This window comes from Pontibacillus litoralis JSM 072002 (genome assembly GCF_000775615.1).
Taxonomy (GTDB): domain Bacteria; phylum Bacillota; class Bacilli; order Bacillales; family BH030062; genus Pontibacillus; species Pontibacillus litoralis.
Genome location: NZ_AVPG01000001.1, coordinates 270,963 through 292,382 on the forward strand (window position 1 = coordinate 270,963; position 21,420 = coordinate 292,382).

General features: G+C 38.8%; 16 protein-coding genes and 1 other annotated feature. Of the genes, 1 reads left to right on the plus strand and 15 read right to left on the minus strand.

Annotation, left to right across the window (positions count from 1 at the left end; genetic code table 11):
* Window positions 1-24: 24 nt before the first annotated feature.
* Complete coding sequence (locus N784_RS01390) at window positions 25-2,673, minus strand: valine--tRNA ligase (RefSeq protein ID WP_036831245.1); 2,649 nt, start codon at window positions 2,671-2,673, stop codon at window positions 25-27.
* Between the two features lie 52 nt (window positions 2,674-2,725).
* Window positions 2,726-2,960 (minus strand) — a binding site (T-box leader).
* 134 nt (window positions 2,961-3,094) lie between these two features.
* On the opposite strand from N784_RS01390, the gene N784_RS01395 reads away from it, so the two are divergent.
* Entirely contained in the window at window positions 3,095-3,283 is a 189-nt protein-coding gene (locus tag N784_RS01395; protein ID WP_036831248.1) for a hypothetical protein, read from the plus strand.
* Here the strand turns inward: N784_RS01395 and N784_RS01400 are convergent, their stop codons facing one another.
* From N784_RS01400 to N784_RS01465, 14 genes are all read right to left on the minus strand, one after another.
* A complete protein-coding gene (locus tag N784_RS01400; protein WP_084600082.1) occupies window positions 3,284-4,303 on the minus strand; it encodes a phosphotransferase in 1,020 nt (339 codons plus the stop codon).
* Between the two features lie 65 nt (window positions 4,304-4,368).
* A complete protein-coding gene (gene spoVID / locus N784_RS01405) occupies window positions 4,369-5,442 on the minus strand; it encodes a stage VI sporulation protein D (protein ID WP_052127075.1) in 1,074 nt (357 codons plus the stop codon).
* 149 nt (window positions 5,443-5,591) lie between these two features.
* Entirely contained in the window at window positions 5,592-6,884 is a 1,293-nt protein-coding gene (hemL, locus tag N784_RS01410) for a glutamate-1-semialdehyde 2,1-aminomutase (protein WP_036831697.1), read from the minus strand.
* 14 nt (window positions 6,885-6,898) lie between these two features.
* Window positions 6,899-7,882, minus strand: coding sequence for a porphobilinogen synthase (hemB, locus tag N784_RS01415; RefSeq protein ID WP_036831255.1), 984 nt, complete (start codon window positions 7,880-7,882; stop codon window positions 6,899-6,901).
* Entirely contained in the window at window positions 7,882-8,664 is a 783-nt protein-coding gene (locus N784_RS01420) for a uroporphyrinogen-III synthase (RefSeq protein WP_036831256.1), read from the minus strand. Before N784_RS01420 ends, hemB begins: the two co-directional genes overlap by 1 nt.
* Entirely contained in the window at window positions 8,664-9,590 is a 927-nt protein-coding gene (gene hemC / locus N784_RS01425) for a hydroxymethylbilane synthase (RefSeq protein ID WP_036831258.1), read from the minus strand. The genes N784_RS01420 and hemC overlap by 1 nt, the downstream gene beginning before the upstream one ends.
* A 21-nt stretch (window positions 9,591-9,611) precedes the next feature.
* Complete coding sequence (locus N784_RS01430) at window positions 9,612-10,430, minus strand: cytochrome c biogenesis protein (RefSeq protein WP_198134378.1); 819 nt, start codon at window positions 10,428-10,430, stop codon at window positions 9,612-9,614.
* Window positions 10,431-10,446: 16 nt separating this feature from the next.
* The gene (hemA, locus tag N784_RS01435) at window positions 10,447-11,814 is read right to left on the minus strand and encodes a glutamyl-tRNA reductase (RefSeq protein WP_036831265.1); all 1,368 of its coding nucleotides are present in this window, start codon (window positions 11,812-11,814) and stop codon (window positions 10,447-10,449) included.
* A 417-nt stretch (window positions 11,815-12,231) separates the two neighbouring features.
* Entirely contained in the window at window positions 12,232-12,816 is a 585-nt protein-coding gene (gene yihA, locus N784_RS01440; RefSeq protein ID WP_036831268.1) for a ribosome biogenesis GTP-binding protein YihA/YsxC, read from the minus strand.
* The gene (gene lon / locus N784_RS01445) at window positions 12,816-15,137 is read right to left on the minus strand and encodes an endopeptidase La (protein WP_036831270.1); all 2,322 of its coding nucleotides are present in this window, start codon (window positions 15,135-15,137) and stop codon (window positions 12,816-12,818) included. The genes yihA and lon overlap by 1 nt, the downstream gene beginning before the upstream one ends.
* A 205-nt stretch (window positions 15,138-15,342) precedes the next feature.
* Window positions 15,343-17,019 (minus strand): ATP-dependent protease LonB, encoded by a 1,677-nt coding sequence (gene lonB, locus N784_RS01450; protein WP_084600084.1) that lies wholly within the window; start codon window positions 17,017-17,019, stop codon window positions 15,343-15,345.
* A gap of 132 nt (window positions 17,020-17,151) precedes the next feature.
* Window positions 17,152-18,429 (minus strand): ATP-dependent protease ATP-binding subunit ClpX, encoded by a 1,278-nt coding sequence (clpX, locus tag N784_RS01455; RefSeq protein ID WP_036831271.1) that lies wholly within the window; start codon window positions 18,427-18,429, stop codon window positions 17,152-17,154.
* A gap of 411 nt (window positions 18,430-18,840) precedes the next feature.
* On the minus strand, window positions 18,841-20,127 hold the full coding sequence (gene tig, locus N784_RS01460) for a trigger factor (RefSeq protein WP_036831273.1): 1,287 nt from the start codon (window positions 20,125-20,127) through the stop codon (window positions 18,841-18,843).
* Between the two features lie 160 nt (window positions 20,128-20,287).
* On the minus strand, window positions 20,288-21,283 hold the full coding sequence (locus N784_RS01465; RefSeq protein ID WP_036831277.1) for a hypothetical protein: 996 nt from the start codon (window positions 21,281-21,283) through the stop codon (window positions 20,288-20,290).
* Window positions 21,284-21,420 lie beyond the last annotated feature (137 nt).

Here is a 21,420-nt window from a genome sequence, read left to right on the forward strand (position 1 = left end):
CTAGGATTCGCCTCTCAAACGGTTTTAAGATTTTAATTCTTGTATACGTTCTTCTACTTTTGAACGTTTTTCGATGTAGTCTTGCTCTTTATCTCGTTCAGCTTGCACAATATGCTCTGGTGCTTTGTTCACAAACTTATCATTGGATAGCTTTTTCTGTACTAGTTTCACTTCTTCGTCCCATTTTTTCCATTCTTTCTGTAAGCGAGCAATTTCTTCTTCAACGTTAATAAGTCCTTCTAATGGGAGATACAGCTCTGCACCTGTAATTACAGCTGACATTGCTTTTTCAGGAGCTTGTAAGCTTGAATCAATCATCAATTCACTAGGGTTACAGAAACGTTCTACATAATGACGGTTTGTGTTTAATTGATTAGCAATATCATCATTCGCCGTTTTAATCATTAGTTGAATTTGCTTCGACATCGGCGTATCTACTTCTGCACGAATGTTACGAACAGCGCGGATGATTGCTACTAGACGTTTCATTTCTTCTGCAGACTGCTCATGGTGTAAGTCTTCTCGCACTTTCGGCCATTCTGCTACTGTAATAGACTCGCCTTTTGTCGGTAATGCTTGCCAAATTTCTTCTGTAATGAAAGGCATGAATGGATGAAGCATACGCATGGTTTGATCTAACACGTAAGCTAACACAGAGCGTGTCGTATGTTTTTGCTCTTCATCTTCTCCGTATAAAGGTAACTTCGCCATTTCAATGTACCAATCGCATAGTTCATCCCAAATGAAGTTATATAAGTGGCGTCCAGCTTCCCCGAACTCATATCTGTCAATGTTGCGCGTTACTTCTTCAATTGTTTCATTTAGACGTGTTAAGATCCATTCATCCGCTAACGATTTCTTACCTGTAAGGTCGATTTCTTCTTCTGTAATGCCGCCCATGTTCATTAAAGCAAAGCGAGAAGCATTCCAAATTTTGTTCGCAAAGTTCCACGTCGACTCTACCTTCTCCCACATAAATCGTAAATCCTGACCTGGGGTGGAGCTAGTAGATAAGAAATAGCGCAAGGAATCCGCACCATACTGATCAATAACATCCATCGGGTCAACACCATTACCGAGAGATTTACTCATCTTACGTCCTTCTGCATCACGAACTAAACCGTGAATAAGTACATCCTTAAATGGGCGACGGTCGGTAAATTCAAGAGATTGGAAGATCATACGCGAAACCCAGAAGAAGATAATATCGTAACCTGTAACGAGTAAGTCTGTTGGGAAATAACGCTTATAATCCGTACTTTCTTCATTAGGCCAACCCATTGTAGAGAACGGCCATAGTGCAGAAGAGAACCACGTATCTAATACGTCCTCATCTTGGGTCCAGTTTTCCAAATCTTCTGGAGCATCACGACCAACAAACACTTCTCCTGTTTCTTTATGGTACCAAGCAGGAATGCGGTGCCCCCACCATAATTGGCGTGAAATACACCAGTCTCGAATGTTTTCCATCCAGTGCAAGTACGTCTTCTCGAAACGATCAGGTACAAACGTAACTTTGTCGTCACCTTTTTGTAATTGAACGGCCTCTTCCGCTAATGGCTGCATATTAACAAACCACTGTGTTGATAAATATGGTTCTACAACAGCTCCACTTCGTTCTGAATGGCCAACAGAATGCATATGCTCTTCAATCTTGAATAGAATTCCATCTTCTTGCAAATCTTTTACAAGCTGCTTACGGCACGCAAAACGATCCATGCCTTGATATTTGCCAGCCTTTTCATTCATTGAACCATCTTCGTTCATCACAAGGATACGCTGAAGGTTATGACGGTTACCAATTTCAAAGTCGTTCGGATCATGAGCAGGCGTAATCTTTACTGCTCCGCTTCCAAATTCCATATCCACATAATCGTCAGCAACAATATCAATTTCACGGCCTACAATTGGTAATTTCACCTTTTTGCCGATTAAATGCTTATAACGCTCATCATCTGGGTGAACGGCTACCGCGGTATCTCCTAACATCGTTTCCGGACGTGTTGTAGCAATTTCAATATGCCCACTTCCATCTGCAAGCGGATACTTCATATGATAAAAATGACCTTGAACTTCTTGATAAATAACCTCAATATCAGATAACGCTGTTTTCGTTTGTGGGTCCCAGTTAATAATATATTCTCCGCGATAAATAAGCCCTTTCTCATAAAGCGTTACAAATACTTCTTTTACCGCATCGGATAGTCCACTGTCCAAGGTGAAACGCTCGCGGGAATAATCTAAACCTAGTCCAAGCTTCTCCCATTGCTGGCGAATGAAACGAGCATATTCTTCTTTCCAATCCCACGATTGCTTCAAAAATGCTTCTCTTCCTAAGTCATAACGAGAAGTACCTTGTTCACGTAATTTCGCTTCTACTTTCGCTTGCGTTGCAATACCAGCATGATCCATTCCTGGTAACCATAACACATCATACCCTTGCATTCGCTTTACACGAGTAATAATGTCTTGTAACGTTGTATCCCAAGCATGGCCAAGGTGAAGCTTACCTGTTACGTTAGGCGGTGGAATAACAACTGTATATGGTTCTTTACTTGCATCATCCTTCGCTTCAAAAAACTTTCCCTTTACCCAAAAATCATATTTCCCTTTTTCAACAGAAGTGGGATCATACTTCGTTGGTAAGGACACCTCTTGTTGCTGTTTTTCCATTTATAATTCCTCCTTTATGATTTACCCAATAAAAAAATCCTCCTCATCCAACAAAAAGGACGAAAAGGATTCGCGGTACCACCTTTATTTTCAGGTAAAATATGCTACTTCTTCTACCTAAACACTTCATTCGCATAACGGGCGTATTCCGGCTTCTCCTACTTGAAATGTTCAAAGAAGCTGCATCTGGGGTGACATTCCGCATTCAATGACCTAAGAACCTCTCAGCAAATGGTTCTCTCTCTGCAAGGTTTGATGTGCATACTCTTCCCCTTCACGGCATTTCCTATTGCTAAATTGTAGTTATATTTTATCCACTTTCCCTATCATAAGTCAATCTTTCCAAGCAAAATTTTTTTATTCACAACATGATTCCTATTCATCATACCATAAATATAGAAAGAAAAGGAGGTTACCAGCAATGGGACAATTTTATCGATACAAGCTTCCTCCATGGTGTCGTCAATGGCTCATCATCATTGAGAGGTGTACGTTGCCAATCTTAATCTTTCAGTTGATCCGAACGTTGCTCTTTCCTACTACATTTGATGTCTTTTTATTAGGAATATGTCTCGGTTTATACGTTGCGTTTTATTTACGATGGATATAGTCACTCTGCTTCCTTTTGTTGATTATATGTTCTAGCCTGCTGCAATTGCTCTTGCACGTATAAAGCATGCTTTAATACGAAGTAAGATCGTTCTAGTTTCCGCACTAAAAAGGGTTGCCCTATTTCCCGGGCACCATCTACATACGCATTCACTTGATCAAGGTAATGGTCCGCATTGAGTACATACATAGCAAATAAAGACCGCTCCGAATTCATTAATGGAAACGTTTCTTCATAAGCAGAAAAGGATGTAATAAGCTGTTCAACAGGGGCGTCATGATAACGCATCATGTTCCAATAATAAGACGTTAAATCAAACACCGGATAATTCCACATGGCCCTTTCCCAATTTAATAAGTATGGTTTGTTCTCATCGTAAATAAAGTGACTTGCTTTCACATTACCGTGACAAAGGCATTGACGAATCTTCTTATCTTCCTCTATATCTTCTAAAAAACGATCACACCAATCTAAAGAAGCGCGGCATACTGCTAATAAATCTCGAAAATGCGTACATACTTGTAATTCAAATGGAGCCATAAACCGCTTCTTTTCAAAAGATTGTACATGTCCCTCGAGAGAATCTTGCCAGTTTGTAATCCTTTCTTTTTCTTCCTCCATTCGTTGTTCGAAATCTTCCCGCTTAACCACTTGTGAAGTTGCTGTACGACGATGTAATTCAGCAAGCGTAGTATAAAACAAGTCAAACGGATACGGTGGTGTATCACGATGTGGCGTTTCTACCCAAGGTATAACGTAAAAAATACCTTTGCGATGTTGAATGAACAACTCTTGTTGATTAGTTAAATACACAGGCATGACGGATGCAAGGTTATATTCATTTGCCATCCGGTACGTTTCCATCCATTTATGCAATTGCTCTTCATCCATTTGTGTCCATTTCACACCAACTGTCCCTACATTCGTTACTACTTTCCATAAGCGAGGTGTTTGAGCTATTATCTCATAAGCCTCCAAACCATAAGAAGACACAATTTTCTTTAAAACATCTTCCATCATACTTCCCCCCCCGATTGAAAGAAAGTAAGCTGACTCCAACAATCGAAGTCAGCTTACTTCTCATTCTATTTTGTTGGGATATATAAAATTTGCCCTGTCGTTACATCTTCATCTCCTAAATCATTGACTCGACTTATTTGTGTTGGTGGAATTTTATATTTCTGTGCAATAGAGCCTAGCGTATCTGTTTCTTGGACGATACACATACGCATTTTGGCATATGGTTCCTCCTCATCCTGAAACATAGCCGTTAAATAACCGAAATCTTGGAGGTGATCCTCTTCCGTTTCTGTTCTATCTTCTTCTTCCACAGTTTGCTCATAAGTGTCTTCGTCTTCTACGTTCTCTACGATTTCATCTTCTAGTGTTTGCTCTAACGTCTCGTCTTTATTAAAAAACTCGGCTAACGTTTGTGTTTGTTTATATTTCCATCTTCCCTTCTCCTCTTCCGTAACAACTTCTTCTATTTCCTCATCCTCAGTAAATGGCACTACAGCCGGCTCCCTTTCTACTTCCGTCGCTTCTGCATTATTGTCTATTGTTCTTTCAACTTCCTCCCCTTCATGCTCATGAGCTACGTCGTCCTCTGTGTATTTCATATCTAATTGAAATCTCTCTTCGAAATTAAGAGGTAAGTCGAAATGAGGAATCGCTGTTGGCTGATGCGAATCAACTAGCCTTTGCTCAGCTTCCTCTTGCTTTACACCATGTATAGCTACCGTAGCATTCAACTTCAGCTGACCTTTTTCTGGGAGTTCATAATCAAAAGCGTCAATGTTCACCGTTACATCATCTAACGTATCAATTCGATGTTTTGGAATCGATATTTCAACTGGAAAACGATGATAGCACTCATTGACACCATCTTCATTCATCTCAACATCTTGCATCATACGTTTCGAGGCATCATCTTGCAACGAATGAAAGTCAGGTAAATCTTGCTCTATTTCCTCTTTCACTTGATAGTACTCCCCTGTTAGCTCAATAACACCTCTAATAGAAACTGAATCATCCAATTCCTGAATCGTAATTTCCGGTTCTAGTGATATCCCCATAAATTCGTCAACTTCCTGTCCTTTTTGAAACCAGAGAGATTCGTTTAAATGAAATGAAAACACATTTTGTTCGTCATTTGACAAACTATATTCCTCCCTTCCCATACATACGCCATGCACACTCGAGCTGTCATATCTCTAAAGGTATATGAATCGGATAAATGATTTATGACAGGAAAGGTATGGACAGAACATAACAAAAAGCCCTTACCATGATGATAAGGGCCTTCAAACTATTTAGAACGTATAGCTGCAAAAGCTTGTTCAGCAGCTTGGATAGTTTTCTCAATGTCTTCCTCTGTGTGCTTTGTAGATAAGAATAAGCCTTCGAATTGAGAAGGGGCGATATAAATACCGCTTTGAATCATTTCACGATAGAACGCCGCAAACATTTCCGTATCCGATTTCTTAGCTGTTTCATAATTATACACTTCCTCGTTCGTGAAGAAGAAAGCCACCATTGAACCAGCTCGGTTAACCGTTAACGGAATGTCATATTGTTTCGCTGCTGTAGTAAACCCTTCGACTAGACGATCAATTTTACGATTGATTTCTTTATACGTTTCACGCGTTAAAGCACTTAACGTTTCATAACCAGCCGCCATTGCTAATGGGTTCCCTGATAACGTACCAGCTTGATAAATAGGACCAGTTGGGGCAATGTTCTCCATTATTTCTTTCTTACCTCCGTATGCTCCAACCGGAAGCCCTCCACCGATTACTTTTCCTAAACAGGTTAAATCTGGTGTAACACCGAAGTAACCTTGAGCACAATTATAATCAACACGGAAGCCTGTCATGACTTCATCAAAAATAAGTAATGAACCATGCTCTTCTGTGATCGCACGAAGCTCTGACAAGAAGTTATCTTTAGGCGGTACAACCCCCATATTTCCAGATACAGGTTCCACAATGACACCGGCAATGTCATCGCCATACTGTTCAAACGCATAACGTACGCTTTCTACGTCGTTGTATGGTACGGTGATTGTGTTTTTGGCAATGCCTTCCGGTACGCCAGGGGAATCTGGTAAGCCAAGCGTTGCCACACCAGAACCCGCCTTAATTAACAAAGAATCCCCGTGTCCGTGATAGTTTCCTTCAAACTTTAGGATTTTGTCACGACCAGTATAACCACGAGCTAATCGTAATGTACTCATCGTCGCTTCTGTTCCGGAGTTCACCATTCGCACCATTTCAATAGACGGTACGCGATCAATTACTAACTGGGCTAATTCATTTTCAAGTAGCGTAGGAGCACCAAAGCTCGTTCCTTTCGCCGCAACATCTTGTAGACGCTGAACAACTTTATCATCTGCATGACCAAGAATAAGCGGACCGTAGCTAAGTACATAATCAATATACTCATTGCCATCAATATCGTATAACTTGCTCCCTTTCCCTTTGTTCATAAAAATGGGGGTCATTCCTACCGATTTAGAAGCACGTACAGGTGAATTTACACCACCTGGCATATATTGAACTGCTTCTTCAAATGCTTTTACTGAACGATTGAATTCACGCATCATTTATCCACTCCCTACTGTTTTTCATTTAGCCATTTAGCTACATCTTTAGCGAAATACGTAATGATTAAATCACAACCTGCACGTTTCATTGCAGTTAATTTTTCTAGAACAATTTCTTGCTCATTTACCCAGCCATTTTGCGCAGCTGCTTTAATCATGGAATACTCTCCACTAACATTGTATGCAACTACTGGTAAAGGAAAACGATTCTTCACATCACGCATAATGTCTAAATATGCTAATGCTGGTTTCACAATGAGGAAGTCCGCTCCTTCCTCTACATCGGATTGCGCCTCACGAATGGCTTCTAAACGATTAGCTGGGTCCATTTGATATGCACGACGATCACCGAATTGCGGGGAACTATGAGCCGCATCACGGAATGGACCATAGAAAGAAGACGCATATTTTACCGCGTAAGACATTATTGGTGTGTGAACATATCCTGCTTCATCTAAACCACGTCGAATGGCTGCAACGAATCCGTCCATCATGTTAGAAGGGGCGATGATGTCCGCACCTGCTTTCGCTTGACTAACAGCTGTCTGCACAAGTAATTCAAGGGACTCATCATTTACAATTTCCCCTTCTTTCACGACACCACAATGACCATGATCTGTATATTGACATAAACACGTATCCGCTATAACCGTTAATTCAGGTACGTCTCGCTTCACTTGGCGAATTGCCTGTTGTACAATTCCTTGATCGCAGTATGCCTGTGAACCTACTGCATCTTTTTCTTGCGGCACACCAAATATGATTACGGATTGAATCCCTAAATGGCGTACTTCCTTCATTTCTTCTGTTAAATAGTCTAAAGAAATTTGATACACACCAGGCATAGATGCTACTTCATTTTTAACCCCATTTCCTTCAACAACGAAAATTGGGTAAATTAAATCCGTATGTTGCAAATGCGTCTCCCGTACTAGCGCTCGCATGGATTGTGATGTACGTAAACGACGATGTCTAGCAAATTGTAAATCTCTCATTATGTACACTGTCCTTTCTTATTGAAATAAGTAGCAGCCACTTCGATCATGCTTTCTATCGTAAACGTTTTAGGCATCATTACTTGTGAAAATCCATGTTCTAGAGCGGATTGCTTCGTCGTAGAGCCGATGCATATGCAAGGTAAGGAAGCCGTTCGTTCTGACCACTTCTCTTCTAGTAATGATACAAAAGCATGAACCGTAGAAGGACTTGTGAAAGTAAGCAAATCACAAGTGGATTGTTCTATTGCTACTTGTAATTTCTCTTTTATTTTAACATTTACTACTGTTTCGTACATAATTACGGTTTGAACGTTGTGATAAGGTTGTAGCTCTTTCACAACATCTTGTCTCGCTAAGTTACCTTGAATAACAAGTATGCGATAACGATGTTGTGCACGTGCATTGAAACCTATCCCTAAACTAGTACCTAAAAATGTATCAGGAACCATCTCAGCAGAAAAGCCATGAGATTGAAGCGCTTTCGCTGTTTTACTACCGACAACAGCAAAACGCTTATTTTTAAGCACTTTTGTAGATATATTCCATTTATTTAATCCTTCAAAGAAGAACTTCACACCAGTGGCACTCGTAAAGAAAATCCAATCATACTGCTCCATTTGTTGCAGAACTAAATCATTCTCCTTACTATCTATTCCTCGAAAGTGAATAAGCGGAATTTCAATGGAAATTCCGCCTTGTTGTTCAATCAGGTACGTCATATCACTGGCTGCCTCGGCCTCTCTTGTCACCATTATACGTTTACGTTGCAATGGAAGCATCATTCAAGCTCCTTTTTTGCCTGTTCAATGATTTCAGCGCCACCTCGTGCTTTTATTTTCTCAGCTGCTAAGCGCCCAACCTCTTCTGGGTCTGTCCCTTTCACTTGCTCGGTTAAAATCGTTTTCCCATCAGCACTACCGACCATTGCGGTTAATACAATTTCAGCTGCTTCCATATAAGCATATCCACCAATAGGTACTTGACACCCACCATTTAACAAATCTAAGAAAGTGCGCTCCGCCATTACGGTGTTATACGTATATGCATCATTGAATTGACTAATCAATTGCAGAATCTCTTCATCATCTTGACGACATTCAATCGCTAGGGAACCTTGTCCAACTGCTGGAATACACACAGACGGCTCTAAATATTCCGTTACATAATCATCTGTCCAGCCCATACGCTTAAGCCCAGCTGCTGCTAAAATAATTGCATCAAAATCTTCTTCTTGAAGCTTGCGTAAGCGAGTATCAATATTTCCTCTTATCGATTTAATTTGAATATCAGGTCGAATAGATAAGATTTGAGTAGCACGTCGCAAGCTACTCGTCCCGACGATAGCCCCTTCAGGTAAATCTTTCAATAATACATTTCCTTTTGCTATGTAGGCATCTCGATGATCTTCACGAATTGGTACACAACCAATCGTTAACCCTTCTGGCATTTCAGCAGGCATATCTTTCATACTGTGAACAGCAATATCAATTTCACCATTATACATGGCATCCTCAATTTCTTTAATAAATAAAGCTTTTCCTCCAACTTTAGAAAGCGTTACATCTAATATTTTATCCCCTTTTGTAACGATTTTCTTCACTTCATATTCATAGCTTACATCAAGCTTCTTCAATTGCTCAATTACCCAATTCGTTTGTGTCAACGCTAATTGACTTTTGCGACTACCTACTATTATTTTACGCATCTATGTTCCTCCTGACTGTTTCTAAAAGTGGAAGTTGGATAACGATCCGAATAAGAAATAATTAACTAACAAAAACAAAAATGCAAACATGTTAAAGACGGCCATCACACGACCTTGATACCCTTTTACCACACGTAATGCTAAATAAATTAAATAAATAACGAGTACCGTAAAGGAACCTAACGTCTTAACATCTATCATGTAAAATTCATCTGTTGAAGTGTATCCCCAAATCACCCCGAGAATATTTGCAATTAGCAACAAAGGCGTCCCTAACACGATAACGATATAAGCTAACGTATCTAATTGACCTAAGTCTCCTAGGCGAAGTAGTCGCTTGTTCCACTTCTTCTCCTTTAACAAACGATATTGCAACAAATACATAACAGAAAATACATACGACAAAGTGAAGAAACCATATGAGATAATCGCAAGCGTAATATGAGTAACGAGCAAGTCACTCACTAACCGCATCGATTGCTCCGTGCCATCACTGTAAGCCGTTGTAAAAATGTGCAATATCATTAAAAAGAAAGCAAATACGTTCGTAAAGAAAATAAAGAAATCCACTCGGAATAATCGATTAATAATTAACGAAAAAGTCACCAATATCCACGTGTAAAAATATAATCCATCATATAGATCAGCTATCGGAAATTCTGAATGCCAGAGCATCTGACTCAATAAAAAAAGGGTTTGTAGTCCCCAAACCGTTGAAAGTAACCAGAAGGCTACTCGATTCACCTTCCGATTTGTTTGTATAAAATCTATAAAATATCCAATAAGACTTAAACAATAAATAAATACAATAAATTCATAAAGCCATTTCATTTCAACCATAAGGATGTTCTCCTCGTTAAGAATGCGCTACATTAGAAGCTGTCTGAAAGGATACTTTTCCATCTGTACTAAGTGTAGGGTTGTTCTTTTTTCGTTGCTTCTCAAGCTCTTTTTGTACTTCTTCTTCAATGCCAAAAATTTGCTTAAACATTTCAAGGTGTTGGTCTGCTTTTGGCTGAGCAGCATATTCTTTAGCTTGAAGAATTGGTTGCTTTAACATTTGATTAATAATGCTTTTCGTATGCTTATTTAACACTTTTTTCTCTCTTTCTGTTAAATCAGGCATTTTTCTTTCTATGCTACGCATCGTTTCCTCTTGAATAGATAACGCTTTGTTTCGTAAAGCCGAAATAACCGGAACTACACCAATCGTTTGCAACCATTCCTTGAATGCAACCATTTCCGATTCCAACATTAGCTCAATTTGTTCAGCAGCTTGTTTTCTTGCTTCAAGGTTGGCATCTACAATTCCTTGTAAATCATCAATATCATACAAAAACACACTATCTAATTCATCAATAGCAGGATCTAAATCTCTCGGAACAGCAATATCAACTAAAAACAACGGACGACCTTTCCGTTCTTTGTGCACTTCTTCAATCATATGCTTGTCTATAACATATCCATTTGCACCCGTTGAACTAATTAAGATATCAGCACTTTTCAATACATTGCTCAATTGATCAGCGGATTGAGCTGTGCCATTAAACTGCTTCGCTAATCGAATTGCCTTCTCCTTCGTCCGATTCACAACGGTAATTTGTGCAACACCTGAACCTTGTAAATTCTTAGCTGCTAACTCTCCCATTTTTCCAGCACCAAAGATAACGACGTGTTTATGAACTAAATCACCAAATATCTTCTTCCCTAATTCTACAGCTGCGTAACTTACTGAAACAGCATTCTCTCCAATTTCCGTCTCTTTATGAGAACGTTTCGCTAATGTTACAGATTGTTTGAACAATTGGTTAAACATCGTTCCTGTTGTACCTGCCTCTTGAGCCAACAAGAAAGCATGCTTCATTTGCCCTAATATTTGCGTTTCACCTAAAACCATCGAATCTAGACCACATGTCACCCGGAATAAATGTTCAATCGCTCCATCTGTTTCATAAATAGATAGAAATGGTGAGAACTGTTCCTTTTCAATGTGAAACCAATCTGATAAAAATTGTTTAATATAATAACGGCCAGTATGAAGCTGATCAACTACCGCATAAATCTCCGTACGGTTACATGTCGAAAGAATGACATTTTCTAACACACTTTTCTGTTGATTTAATAATGTCATCGCTTCTACCATTTCTTGCTCAGAAAAAGTTAATTTTTCTCTTATTTCTACAGGGGCCGTTTTATAATTTACGCCGACTACTAATATATGCACACCATACACCCCCAACACAACGTATGAACGTACGACTTTTTTCCATTCTAATTATAATATAACATGCCTATCCAATACTTATTTCAGAAAAATGTGAACACTTATTGAAGCGTTTAAACACATTCAAGATTTCTAAATGATTTATTCCGTATGTACCTTAACACAAGCTTAACAAAGAAGCAAGAAATGCGTACAAGCACTACTAAATAGTGTAGCATTTGTAAAAAAGCATTTACATATGAAATCACTAGTAGAGTTGTATACCATTATTGTATAACATTCTACAAAAGAAGGAAATAATGCATATAAACCCAAACCGAAGTTATAAAGTGGTGCCAATCCCTTTTATAAAGAACAAAAGGGCTGTCCTTAAATTGGAATATCTCCCTTTTAAGGACAGCCCCGTTATCATGACGTTTAGGAGAGGTAACGCTTAATAGCTCCCCATGCCACCTCTTTCCCTTCTCCTGTTTCTGCTGAAAAGGGAATGAGTTGATCTTGCTCTTCCATGCCAAGCACTTCCATGACTCGTTTCAACTGTTTTGCCTTTTGACCTTTTTTTATTTTATCTAATTTCGTAGCAACAACTGTTACCGGTAAATCGAAATGTTTTAAAAAATCATACATCATGACATCATCTTTCGAAGGGTCGTGTCGTATATCAACAATTAACATCACCATTTGTAACTGTTCGCGTGTGGAGAAATACTCTTCCATCATTTTTCCCCATTTTTCTTTCTCTTTTTTCGAAACCTTTGCATAACCGTATCCAGGTACATCAACAAATAAAAAGCTTTCATTCATTTTATAAAAATTTAATGTTTGCGTTTTACCTGGTTTAGAAGACGTACGAGCTAATGCTTTACGTTGAATGAGCTTATTAATAAAGGAAGACTTCCCTACATTAGAACGACCTGCTAACGCTATTTCAGGTATAGATTCTTTCGGATATTGTTTTTGGCTAACGGCACTTATAACAAGTTCCGCTTGATTAATTTTCATTATTTCTCCTCCACTAAAGCATGCTTTAAAACTTCATCTAAATGTTTGACAGGAATATACGTTAATCCTTCTCGAACACTATCAGGAATGTCCTCTAAATCTTTGTTATTATCAGCTGGCATAATGACGGTTGTTAAGCCTGCGCGATGGGCACTTAAGGACTTTTCTTTTAGACCTCCTATTGGGAGCACTCTTCCCCTCAACGTAATCTCCCCTGTCATCCCAACTTCTTTCCTCACAGGTCTTCCTGTTAAAGCAGAAACGAGTGCAGTTGCAATTGTTATGCCTGCTGATGGACCGTCTTTTGGTGTAGCGCCCTCTGGCACATGGATATGAATATCATTGTTCTCATGAAATCGCGGGTCAATATTCAATTCTTTTGCCCTAGCACGAATGTAACTAAATGCTGCTTGAGCAGACTCTTTCATCACATCTCCAAGCTTTCCTGTTAACGTTAATTTCCCTTTGCCTGGATATAACGAAACTTCGATAGACAACGTATCTCCGCCAGCAGCTGTATACGCTAATCCTGTAGCTGCACCTATTTGATCTTCTTCCTCAGCTTGTCCGTAACGATACTTCGGACGACCGAGCAGCTCTTCTAACTTTTTCTCCGTTACCACAACCCGTTTCTTATCTTCTGAAACAACTACTTTAGCAGCTTTCCGGCATAAGGCGGCTAGTTGTCGCTCTAAACCACGGACACCTGCTTCTCTCGTGTATCGACGGATTAATTTCAACAATGCTGCTTCTCTTACTTGTAGATGGCTTTTCTTCAATCCATTTTCTTTCATTTGCTTAGGTAGTAAATGCGCTTGAGAAATATGAAGCTTCTCTACTTCCGTATAGCCCGCAATTGTAATAACTTCCATCCGATCAAGAAGTGGACCTGGAATAGTAGCCATATTATTTGCCGTAGCAACGAACATCACGTTGGATAAATCATACGTTTCTTCAATGAAATGATCGCTAAATGTACTGTTTTGCTCGGGATCTAATACCTCAAGCATCGCAGCAGATGGGTCACCTCGAAAATCGCTCGCCATTTTGTCAATTTCATCAAGTAGAAAAACAGGATTAATCGTTTCTGCCTTCTTCATCCCTTGAATAATTCGACCTGGCATCGCTCCTACATACGTACGGCGGTGTCCCCTAATTTCAGCTTCGTCTCGAACACCTCCTAGGGAAATACGGACAAAATTCCGATTCATGGAAGTTGCAATTGATTTCGCTAATGAAGTCTTCCCTACTCCAGGAGGTCCTACTAAACAAAGAATAGGCCCTTTAACTGAATTCGTCAGCTTCTGTACAGCCAAATATTCTAAAATGCGCTCCTTTACCTTTTCTAAACCGTAATGATCTGCATTTAAAATATTTTCTGCACGAGGAATATTTAAATTATCCTCGGTTTGTTCTATCCATGGTAGCATTATCAGCCAGTCAATATAATTACGAATAACAGAACTTTCCGCAGAGGTGCTTGGAATTTTCTCATAACGTCCTAACTCTTTATAAGCAACAGCTTCTATTCGTTCTGGCATATTCGCTTGTTCGATACGCTCTTTCAACTCGGCGACTTCACCAGATTTACCGTCTTTGTCACCGAGCTCATTTTGAATAGCTTTCATTTGTTCTCGTAAATAGTACTCTTTTTGCGTTCTCTCCATCGACTGTTTTACTTGCAATCCTATCTTCTTCTCTAATTGCAATACTTCTCTTTCATTACCAATAATTTCTATAACGTGCTTTAAGCGTTCAGAAACGTTAGCAATTTCTAGAATTTCCTGCTTCTCTTTAATTTTTAGTGGTAAATGAGATGCAACAATATCTGCTAAATGACCAGCTGCATTCATATCCTTCACAGAAGCTAATGTTTCGTCACTCACTTTTTTAGAAACCTTTATGTATTGTTCAAACTGATTTAATAAATTTCGCATAAGTGCTTCATCTTCGTTTTTCTCACCGTGGGTTTCCTGAAGTTGTTCAAAGGAAACAGCAAAATAATCCTCTTGATTCGTGAATTCTTTTAATTCCGCACGGTACAGACCCTCTACTAATATGCGAATCGTACCATTCGGTAGTTTCAACATTTGGTTGATTTTCGCAACTGTTCCAACGGAGTATATATCTTCTGGTTTTGGTTCACTTATACTCAATTCCTTTTGAGCACATAAGAAAATGCTACTATCTTCTACCATTGCGTGTTCAATTGCGGCGACAGATCTATCTCGTCCCACGTCTAAGTGCATAACCATCGTAGGATAAACTAACAGGCCACGTAATGGAAGGAGAGGGATGTTTTGATTCATTGTTTCTGCCATCAGTGCTACACCTCCATAAGTAATTCTTTCATCATTAAAAGTAAAACAGAGCATGTCTCATTCTTAACAACCTCTTACAACAGAAGCGTAACCTCGTAAAAGTATGTAAAAAAGACAATGCCCTCTCTAATAACGTTTAGGTTCTTTCCAAAGTATATAGAAAAGCCTTTTCTTTGTAAAATATTATTCATTTCATTACACAAACTTACCCACTAGATTGAGACGTTTGTGTTGATTTGGTACGTAATCGCTTTTCTGCTAACAGCGACTGAATATCACCAGCTAAACAGACAGGTAGTGCTTCTTTAATATGTTTAATTGATTGAACACGAATACCTTCCAACTTATCAAACATTACTTGCTTATTATCATCCGGAATAAGCACATGTTGAACGCCTGCTTTTTTGGCGGCTTTCAACTTTGCCATCACTCCTCCTACTGGCTTCACATGACCATGCACACCAATTTCTCCTGTTAATGCTATATCATGACGGACAGGAACTTTATGAATAGCAGAATAAATCCCTACAGCCATCGCTACACCAGCGGAAGGACCATCAACTGGAATTCCTCCTGGAAAGTTAACGTGAATATCATATTCATGTGCTGGTACGCCTAAGGATCGCAAAACGGTTATCACATTTTCAATCGATCCTTTTGCCATGCTTTTTCTTCTTATTGATTTACTTTGGTTTCCAATGCTTTCTTCTTCAGCAATACCTGTTATATTAATCATTCCCTGTTTATGAGCAGGTAACACATTCACTTCAATTTCCAGCAAAGCACCTGCATTCGGACCATAAACAGCAAGCCCGTTCACAACTCCAATTTGATTATGGGGATATATTTTCTTCTCATATCGAGGAGATAGCTGAGAAGCATCGACAACCCATTCAATCTCTTCTTGAGAAATCGCTTGTTTATTTAATTTGTTCACTAAACCACTAGCAATTTGAATCATATTCACCGCTTCACGACCATTTCGAGCATACTGTGCTAATGTCGATAATCCTTTACCCTCTATATGAACGGCTATTTTAGTTGCTGCTTTTTGCGCTACCTTGATGACTTCTTCTTGTTCTAACTCTTTAAAAAACACTTCTAAGCACCTGGAGCGAATGGCAGGTGGAATTTCTTCTGGACTCCGTGTAGTAGCACCTATAAGTCGAAAGTCAGCGGGAATGCCCTGTTTAAATATTTCATGAATATGCAAAGGGATTTGTTGATTCTCTTCACTATAATAAGCACTCTCATAAAATACTTTTCGATCTTCTAACACTTTTAGTAGCTTATTCATTTGGATTGGGTGCAATTCTCCAATCTCATCAATAAATAATACTCCGCCATGTGCATTGGACACAGCTCCTGGCTTCGGCTGTGGTATACCCGCTTGTCCCATTGCACCTGCTCCTTGATAAATAGGATCATGAACCGAGCCTATTAACGGATCAGCTATACCCCGCTCATCAAAACGAGCAGTCGTAGCGTCCAACTCAATAAACACCGCATCTTCGTTAAACGGCGTCTCTTCACCTCGTTTCGCTTCTTCTAGCACAAGTCTAGCTGCTGCCGTTTTTCCAACACCCGGAGGACCGTACACAATGACATGTTGTGGATTCGCTCCACACAATGCTGCCTTCAATGCTTCTATTCCATCTTGTTGGCCGATCACATCATCGAACGATTTCGGTCTAACTTTCTCTGATAATGGCTCTGACAAACGTATTTGCCGCATTTTTCTTAATTCTGCTAGCTCTTTCTTTGATTCCCGGTCGATGGTCACTTTTTGCGAGCGTTGATTTCTTAACAAGTTCCAGAAATATAGCCCAATTACGATACCGAAAAAGAGCTGAATGGTTATAGCAATACCAGCTAATGACATAAAGATTCCTCCAGTCCATCATTCTATATATTATCAGCTAGTATCTCCGCAAATGATTACATTTAACCCAACATAGAACATCAATTTCGCATAAAAAAACAGCAACCTTAGCTGCTGTTTTTTTTATGCACGTTATGCACTTTCCTTTGGCGTCTCATTTTCATCTTTAATCGTACCGTCGTTTAGGACAAATTTAGGACGACCATTCTCTTTTGAGACAGTTTCCTTTGTGATAATACACTTCTCAATATCTTCGCGACTTGGAAGTTCATACATCACATCTAACATGATGCCTTCGATAATAGAACGAAGACCACGCGCTCCCGTTTTACGCTCGATTGCTTTTCTTGCAATAGCACGCAACGCTTCTTCTTCAAATTCCAATTCTACTTTATCTATTTGGAATAGCTTCTGGTATTGCTTTACAAGAGCATTCTTTGGCTTTGTTAAAATTTCAACCAATGCGTCTTCATCTAAATGTTCTAGTGCACCAATAACAGGTAGACGACCAATGAACTCTGGAATTAATCCGTATCGTAACAAGTCCTCTGGTAGCACTTTCGTCATTAAGTCCTCTTTATCCATATCTTCTGGGTTTTCTACCGCTGCACCGAATCCAATTACTTTTTTACCAAGACGGCGTTTAATAATTTGATCAATGCCGTCAAATGCACCGCCAACAATAAACAGTACATTGGACGTATCGATTTGAATAAATTCTTGATGAGGATGTTTACGACCACCTTGAGGAGGGACACTTGCAACGGTTCCTTCTAGAATCTTCAATAGTGCTTGTTGCACCCCTTCACCAGACACGTCACGTGTAATAGATGGATTTTCAGATTTACGCGCAACTTTATCAATCTCATCAATATAAATGATACCTTTTTCTGCTTTTTCCACATCATAATCTGCAGCTTGAATTAGTTTTAGAAGAATATTTTCTACATCTTCCCCTACATAACCCGCCTCTGTTAAAGAAGTAGCATCCGCCATTGCAAAAGGCACGTTAAGAATACGAGCTAATGTTTGCGCAAGCAATGTTTTACCACTACCAGTAGGACCAAGCATTAAAATGTTACTTTTCGCAAGTTCTACATCATCTTGCTTCTGAACAGAGCTAATTCGTTTGTAATGATTATAAACAGCTACAGACAATGATTTCTTAGCATAATCCTGCCCAATTACATAATCGTTTAAGATATCTTTAATTTCTTGTGGTTTAGGGACTTCCTTAAATTCTACCTCTTCGTCATTCCCTAATTCTTCTTCCACAATTTCCGTACACAGCTCGATACATTCATCACATATATATACTCCAGGTCCTGCTACTAGCTTACGGACTTGTTCTTGTGTTTTTCCACAGAAAGAGCACTTCAATTGCCCTTTTTCTTCATTAAATTTAAACATACTCTTCACCTCTTAAAGTATAAGTCACCATAAAATCTATGCATAAAATTGAATTCACCCATCGTTTTATACTAGAGCTTTTCTTTACGTTATCTTATCAAATTTCATTACACACTAAAAGAAAAAATCAGAAAGCATTTCATGACTATTTGTATTCATTATGTACATGAGAATAAAAGAAGTCAACCAAAGCGCAACATCTCGGGGCAGTTATCATTGTGTATAGCATGCTTACAACATGCAGAGTTGTTTTCAAGTTAAATGGAGTAAAATTTAAAGTGTCTACACTAATATATGTATTTTCCCTCGTTCTTAAACATTCCATACATCAACAAGGAAAACGATCATCTAATTATGTAAGTAGTAAAAAACAAGGCACGATTTCTAATCGCGCCTTGTCTATGAAAATATTTAGGCAGATTTACTTTCCGCTACAAGGAAGTCGATTGCTTTTTTTATTTTCAAATCTTCTTTAATCATGTCTGTGTTACCACCAAGCATTTGCTTCAATTGTTCTACGTCTGTTTGATACATTGCAGACATCGTTTCAAGCTCCGCATCTACATCTTCTTCTGTTACTTCTACGTTCTCTGTCTCTGAAATTGCCTCAAGAACTAGGTTCGTCTTCACGCGTTTAGCAGCATCCTCACCCATTTGTCCTTTTAATGCATCTTCATCTTGACCAGTGAATTGGAAGTACATTTCCATCGTCATACCTTGCATTTGTAGACGCTGTTCAAATTCCTTCATCATACGATCAAGTTCTGTATCAATCATCGCACTTGGAATGTCGATTTCAGCATTATCTGTTGCTTTCGTTACAAGTTCTTCACGCTTTGCATCTTCTGCACTTTGCTTTTTCTCTTCTTGAAGACGAGTTTTAGTCTTTTCTTTTAGTTCAGCAAGCGTTTCTACTTCTTCATCTACATCTTTAGCAAACTCATCATCTAGGTCAGGAAGTTCCTTTGCTTTTACTTCATGAATTTTCACTTTAAATGTAGCTGGCTTACCTGCTAAATCTTCAGCATGGTATTCTTCCGGGAAAGTAACTTCTACGTCTGTTTCTTCTCCTGTAGCTTTTCCTACTAATTGATCTTCAAATCCTGGAATAAAAGAACCAGAACCGATTTCAAGAGAATAGTTCTCTGCTTGACCACCTTCAAATGCCTCGCCATCTACGAAACCTTCAAAGTCCATTACTACAGTGTCACCGTTCTCTACTGCACCTTCTTCTTTTACTACTAGCTCTGCTTGTTGCTCTTGCTTTTGTTTAAGCTCAGCATCCACGTCTTCATCTGTTACTGTTACATCTTGTTCTTCTACTTCAAGACCTTTATAATCGCCAAGTTTTACTTCAGGCTTAACAGTAACTTTCGCAGTAAAAATAAGGTTTTGTCCTTTTTCGATTTGCTCTACATCTACTTCTGGACGATCAACTGGTGTAATTCCAGTTTCATCAATTGCATTAGAGTATGCTTCTGGCAAAATGATATCCAATGCATCTTGATATAAAGATTCTACACCGAAACGTTGTTCAAAAATTGGACGAGGTACTTTTCCTTTACGGAATCCAGGTACCTGCACCTGTTTAACTACTTTTTTAAATGCTTGATCTAAGGCACGGTCAAATTCTTTCGCTTCAACTTCAATTGTTAATTGACCTTCGTTACCTTCTAACTTTTCCCATTTAGCTGTCATGATTTTCCCTCCAAAATCTATTAATTCAATTCATTCTTGTCATGTAAGATCATGTGTGTGTAACTACAGAATGAAGGCACTTTTACGTATGCAACCATTACATTATAACATAAACCATCTGGCTTTCAAGGCTATTACCTTGTAGATATACGCAAGAATATTACTGGCCCATTATAGAATAGTAATGGACCTCATAGTACTCTATTTGTTGTTTCCACACTTGAACCTCTTCTGTTGGAAAAGATTTTAATTGCAATAAGGATTCATCTTCAAGTTGCAAATATGTATAACTTAATTCAAGTACAGCTTTCGCTACGTATGGCAATTCTTTATCTTCAGGCATCATCGGATAGCGAACAAACATATAGCGGAACAGTAATTGCTTTGCAAAGTCATAAAGAGTAGGATTCATTTGTTCCACATCACTTAACAATTTTAATATATGTACAGAAGCGGGATCATGTAAAATATCATGTAGATCTTCTGGGATTACGTGTTCGCTTTGGCCAAATTTCTTTACATGGACTTTCATTTCCACCTTTTGTGCATGCATCCATTGTAACAATACCGTTTTTATGACGGGTTGTGTTTTTTCATCCTCTAAATAGGAGGCAATATCACGCAAATAAGGATGGATACTTCCTTTTCTAAGTCTCGATATTAAACGCCACTGTAATTGAAAATCATCTGAATTTAGAGCCACAAGCAGTTCATTCAAGTTCTCTTCCTGTTCTGATCTTGACTCTTCTGCTCGTAACTTTTCGGACACTTCATATATGTGATCCATTTGCTCTCGCATTTCAGGTGGTATACCAGAAGATTCTTTCACATCGTCTAGAATGTCCATTAAGGCTTCATATTGACCTGTCTGAAATAACACCGTAAGATGGATATGTAGGAAATAAAAATAATGTTCTTTACTTTTATCTAATTGTTCACTACTTAGCCTTTCTGCTTCTCCATACTGCCCCAATTCCATTAGACAAATTAATTTATTTAAGATTACCCTTTCTGTTGCAACATCGAATTCAATTAGCTGGTTAAATCTCTTTAACGCTTTATCATATTGTTTTTTACTAAAAGCTGCTATTGCCTCATTTTCAAGGGACGATTTCCACTTCGGAAAAATAACTACATCTCCTTTATCTTTTCCCACTACGATACCTCCCTTCCTGTATATACAATATTTTTAATCACGTTCATAAACCTCCCCCAATCATACTTCATTCCTCATGTGCCCCTAAAACAACAATTCGATACAGAGGTTAAATCTCCTTTATTTTTATTATTGTA

Bases quoted from the DNA above. Each gene is read 5' to 3' on its own strand.
- hemC (WP_036831258.1), bottom strand. From the start codon at position 9,590: ATGCGTAAAATAATAGTAGGTAGTCGCAAAAGTCAATTAGCGTTGACA.
- hemB (WP_036831255.1), bottom strand. From the start codon at position 7,882: ATGAGAGATTTACAATTTGCTAGACATCGTCGTTTACGTACATCACAA.
- N784_RS01395 (WP_036831248.1), top strand. From the start codon at position 3,095: ATGGGACAATTTTATCGATACAAGCTTCCTCCATGGTGTCGTCAATGG.
- hemL (WP_036831697.1), bottom strand. From the start codon at position 6,884: ATGCGTGAATTCAATCGTTCAGTAAAAGCATTTGAAGAAGCAGTTCAA.
- clpX (WP_036831271.1), bottom strand. From the start codon at position 18,429: ATGTTTAAATTTAATGAAGAAAAAGGGCAATTGAAGTGCTCTTTCTGT.
- N784_RS01400 (WP_084600082.1), bottom strand. From the start codon at position 4,303: ATGATGGAAGATGTTTTAAAGAAAATTGTGTCTTCTTATGGTTTGGAG.
- lonB (WP_084600084.1), bottom strand. From the start codon at position 17,019: ATGTCATTAGCTGGTATTGCTATAACCATTCAGCTCTTTTTCGGTATC.
- N784_RS01430 (WP_198134378.1), bottom strand. From the start codon at position 10,430: ATGGTTGAAATGAAATGGCTTTATGAATTTATTGTATTTATTTATTGT.
- yihA (WP_036831268.1), bottom strand. From the start codon at position 12,816: ATGAAAATTAATCAAGCGGAACTTGTTATAAGTGCCGTTAGCCAAAAA.
- lon (WP_036831270.1), bottom strand. From the start codon at position 15,137: ATGGCAGAAACAATGAATCAAAACATCCCTCTCCTTCCATTACGTGGC.
- N784_RS01390 (WP_036831245.1), bottom strand. From the start codon at position 2,673: ATGGAAAAACAGCAACAAGAGGTGTCCTTACCAACGAAGTATGATCCC.
- N784_RS01420 (WP_036831256.1), bottom strand. From the start codon at position 8,664: ATGCTTCCATTGCAACGTAAACGTATAATGGTGACAAGAGAGGCCGAG.
- tig (WP_036831273.1), bottom strand. From the start codon at position 20,127: ATGACAGCTAAATGGGAAAAGTTAGAAGGTAACGAAGGTCAATTAACA.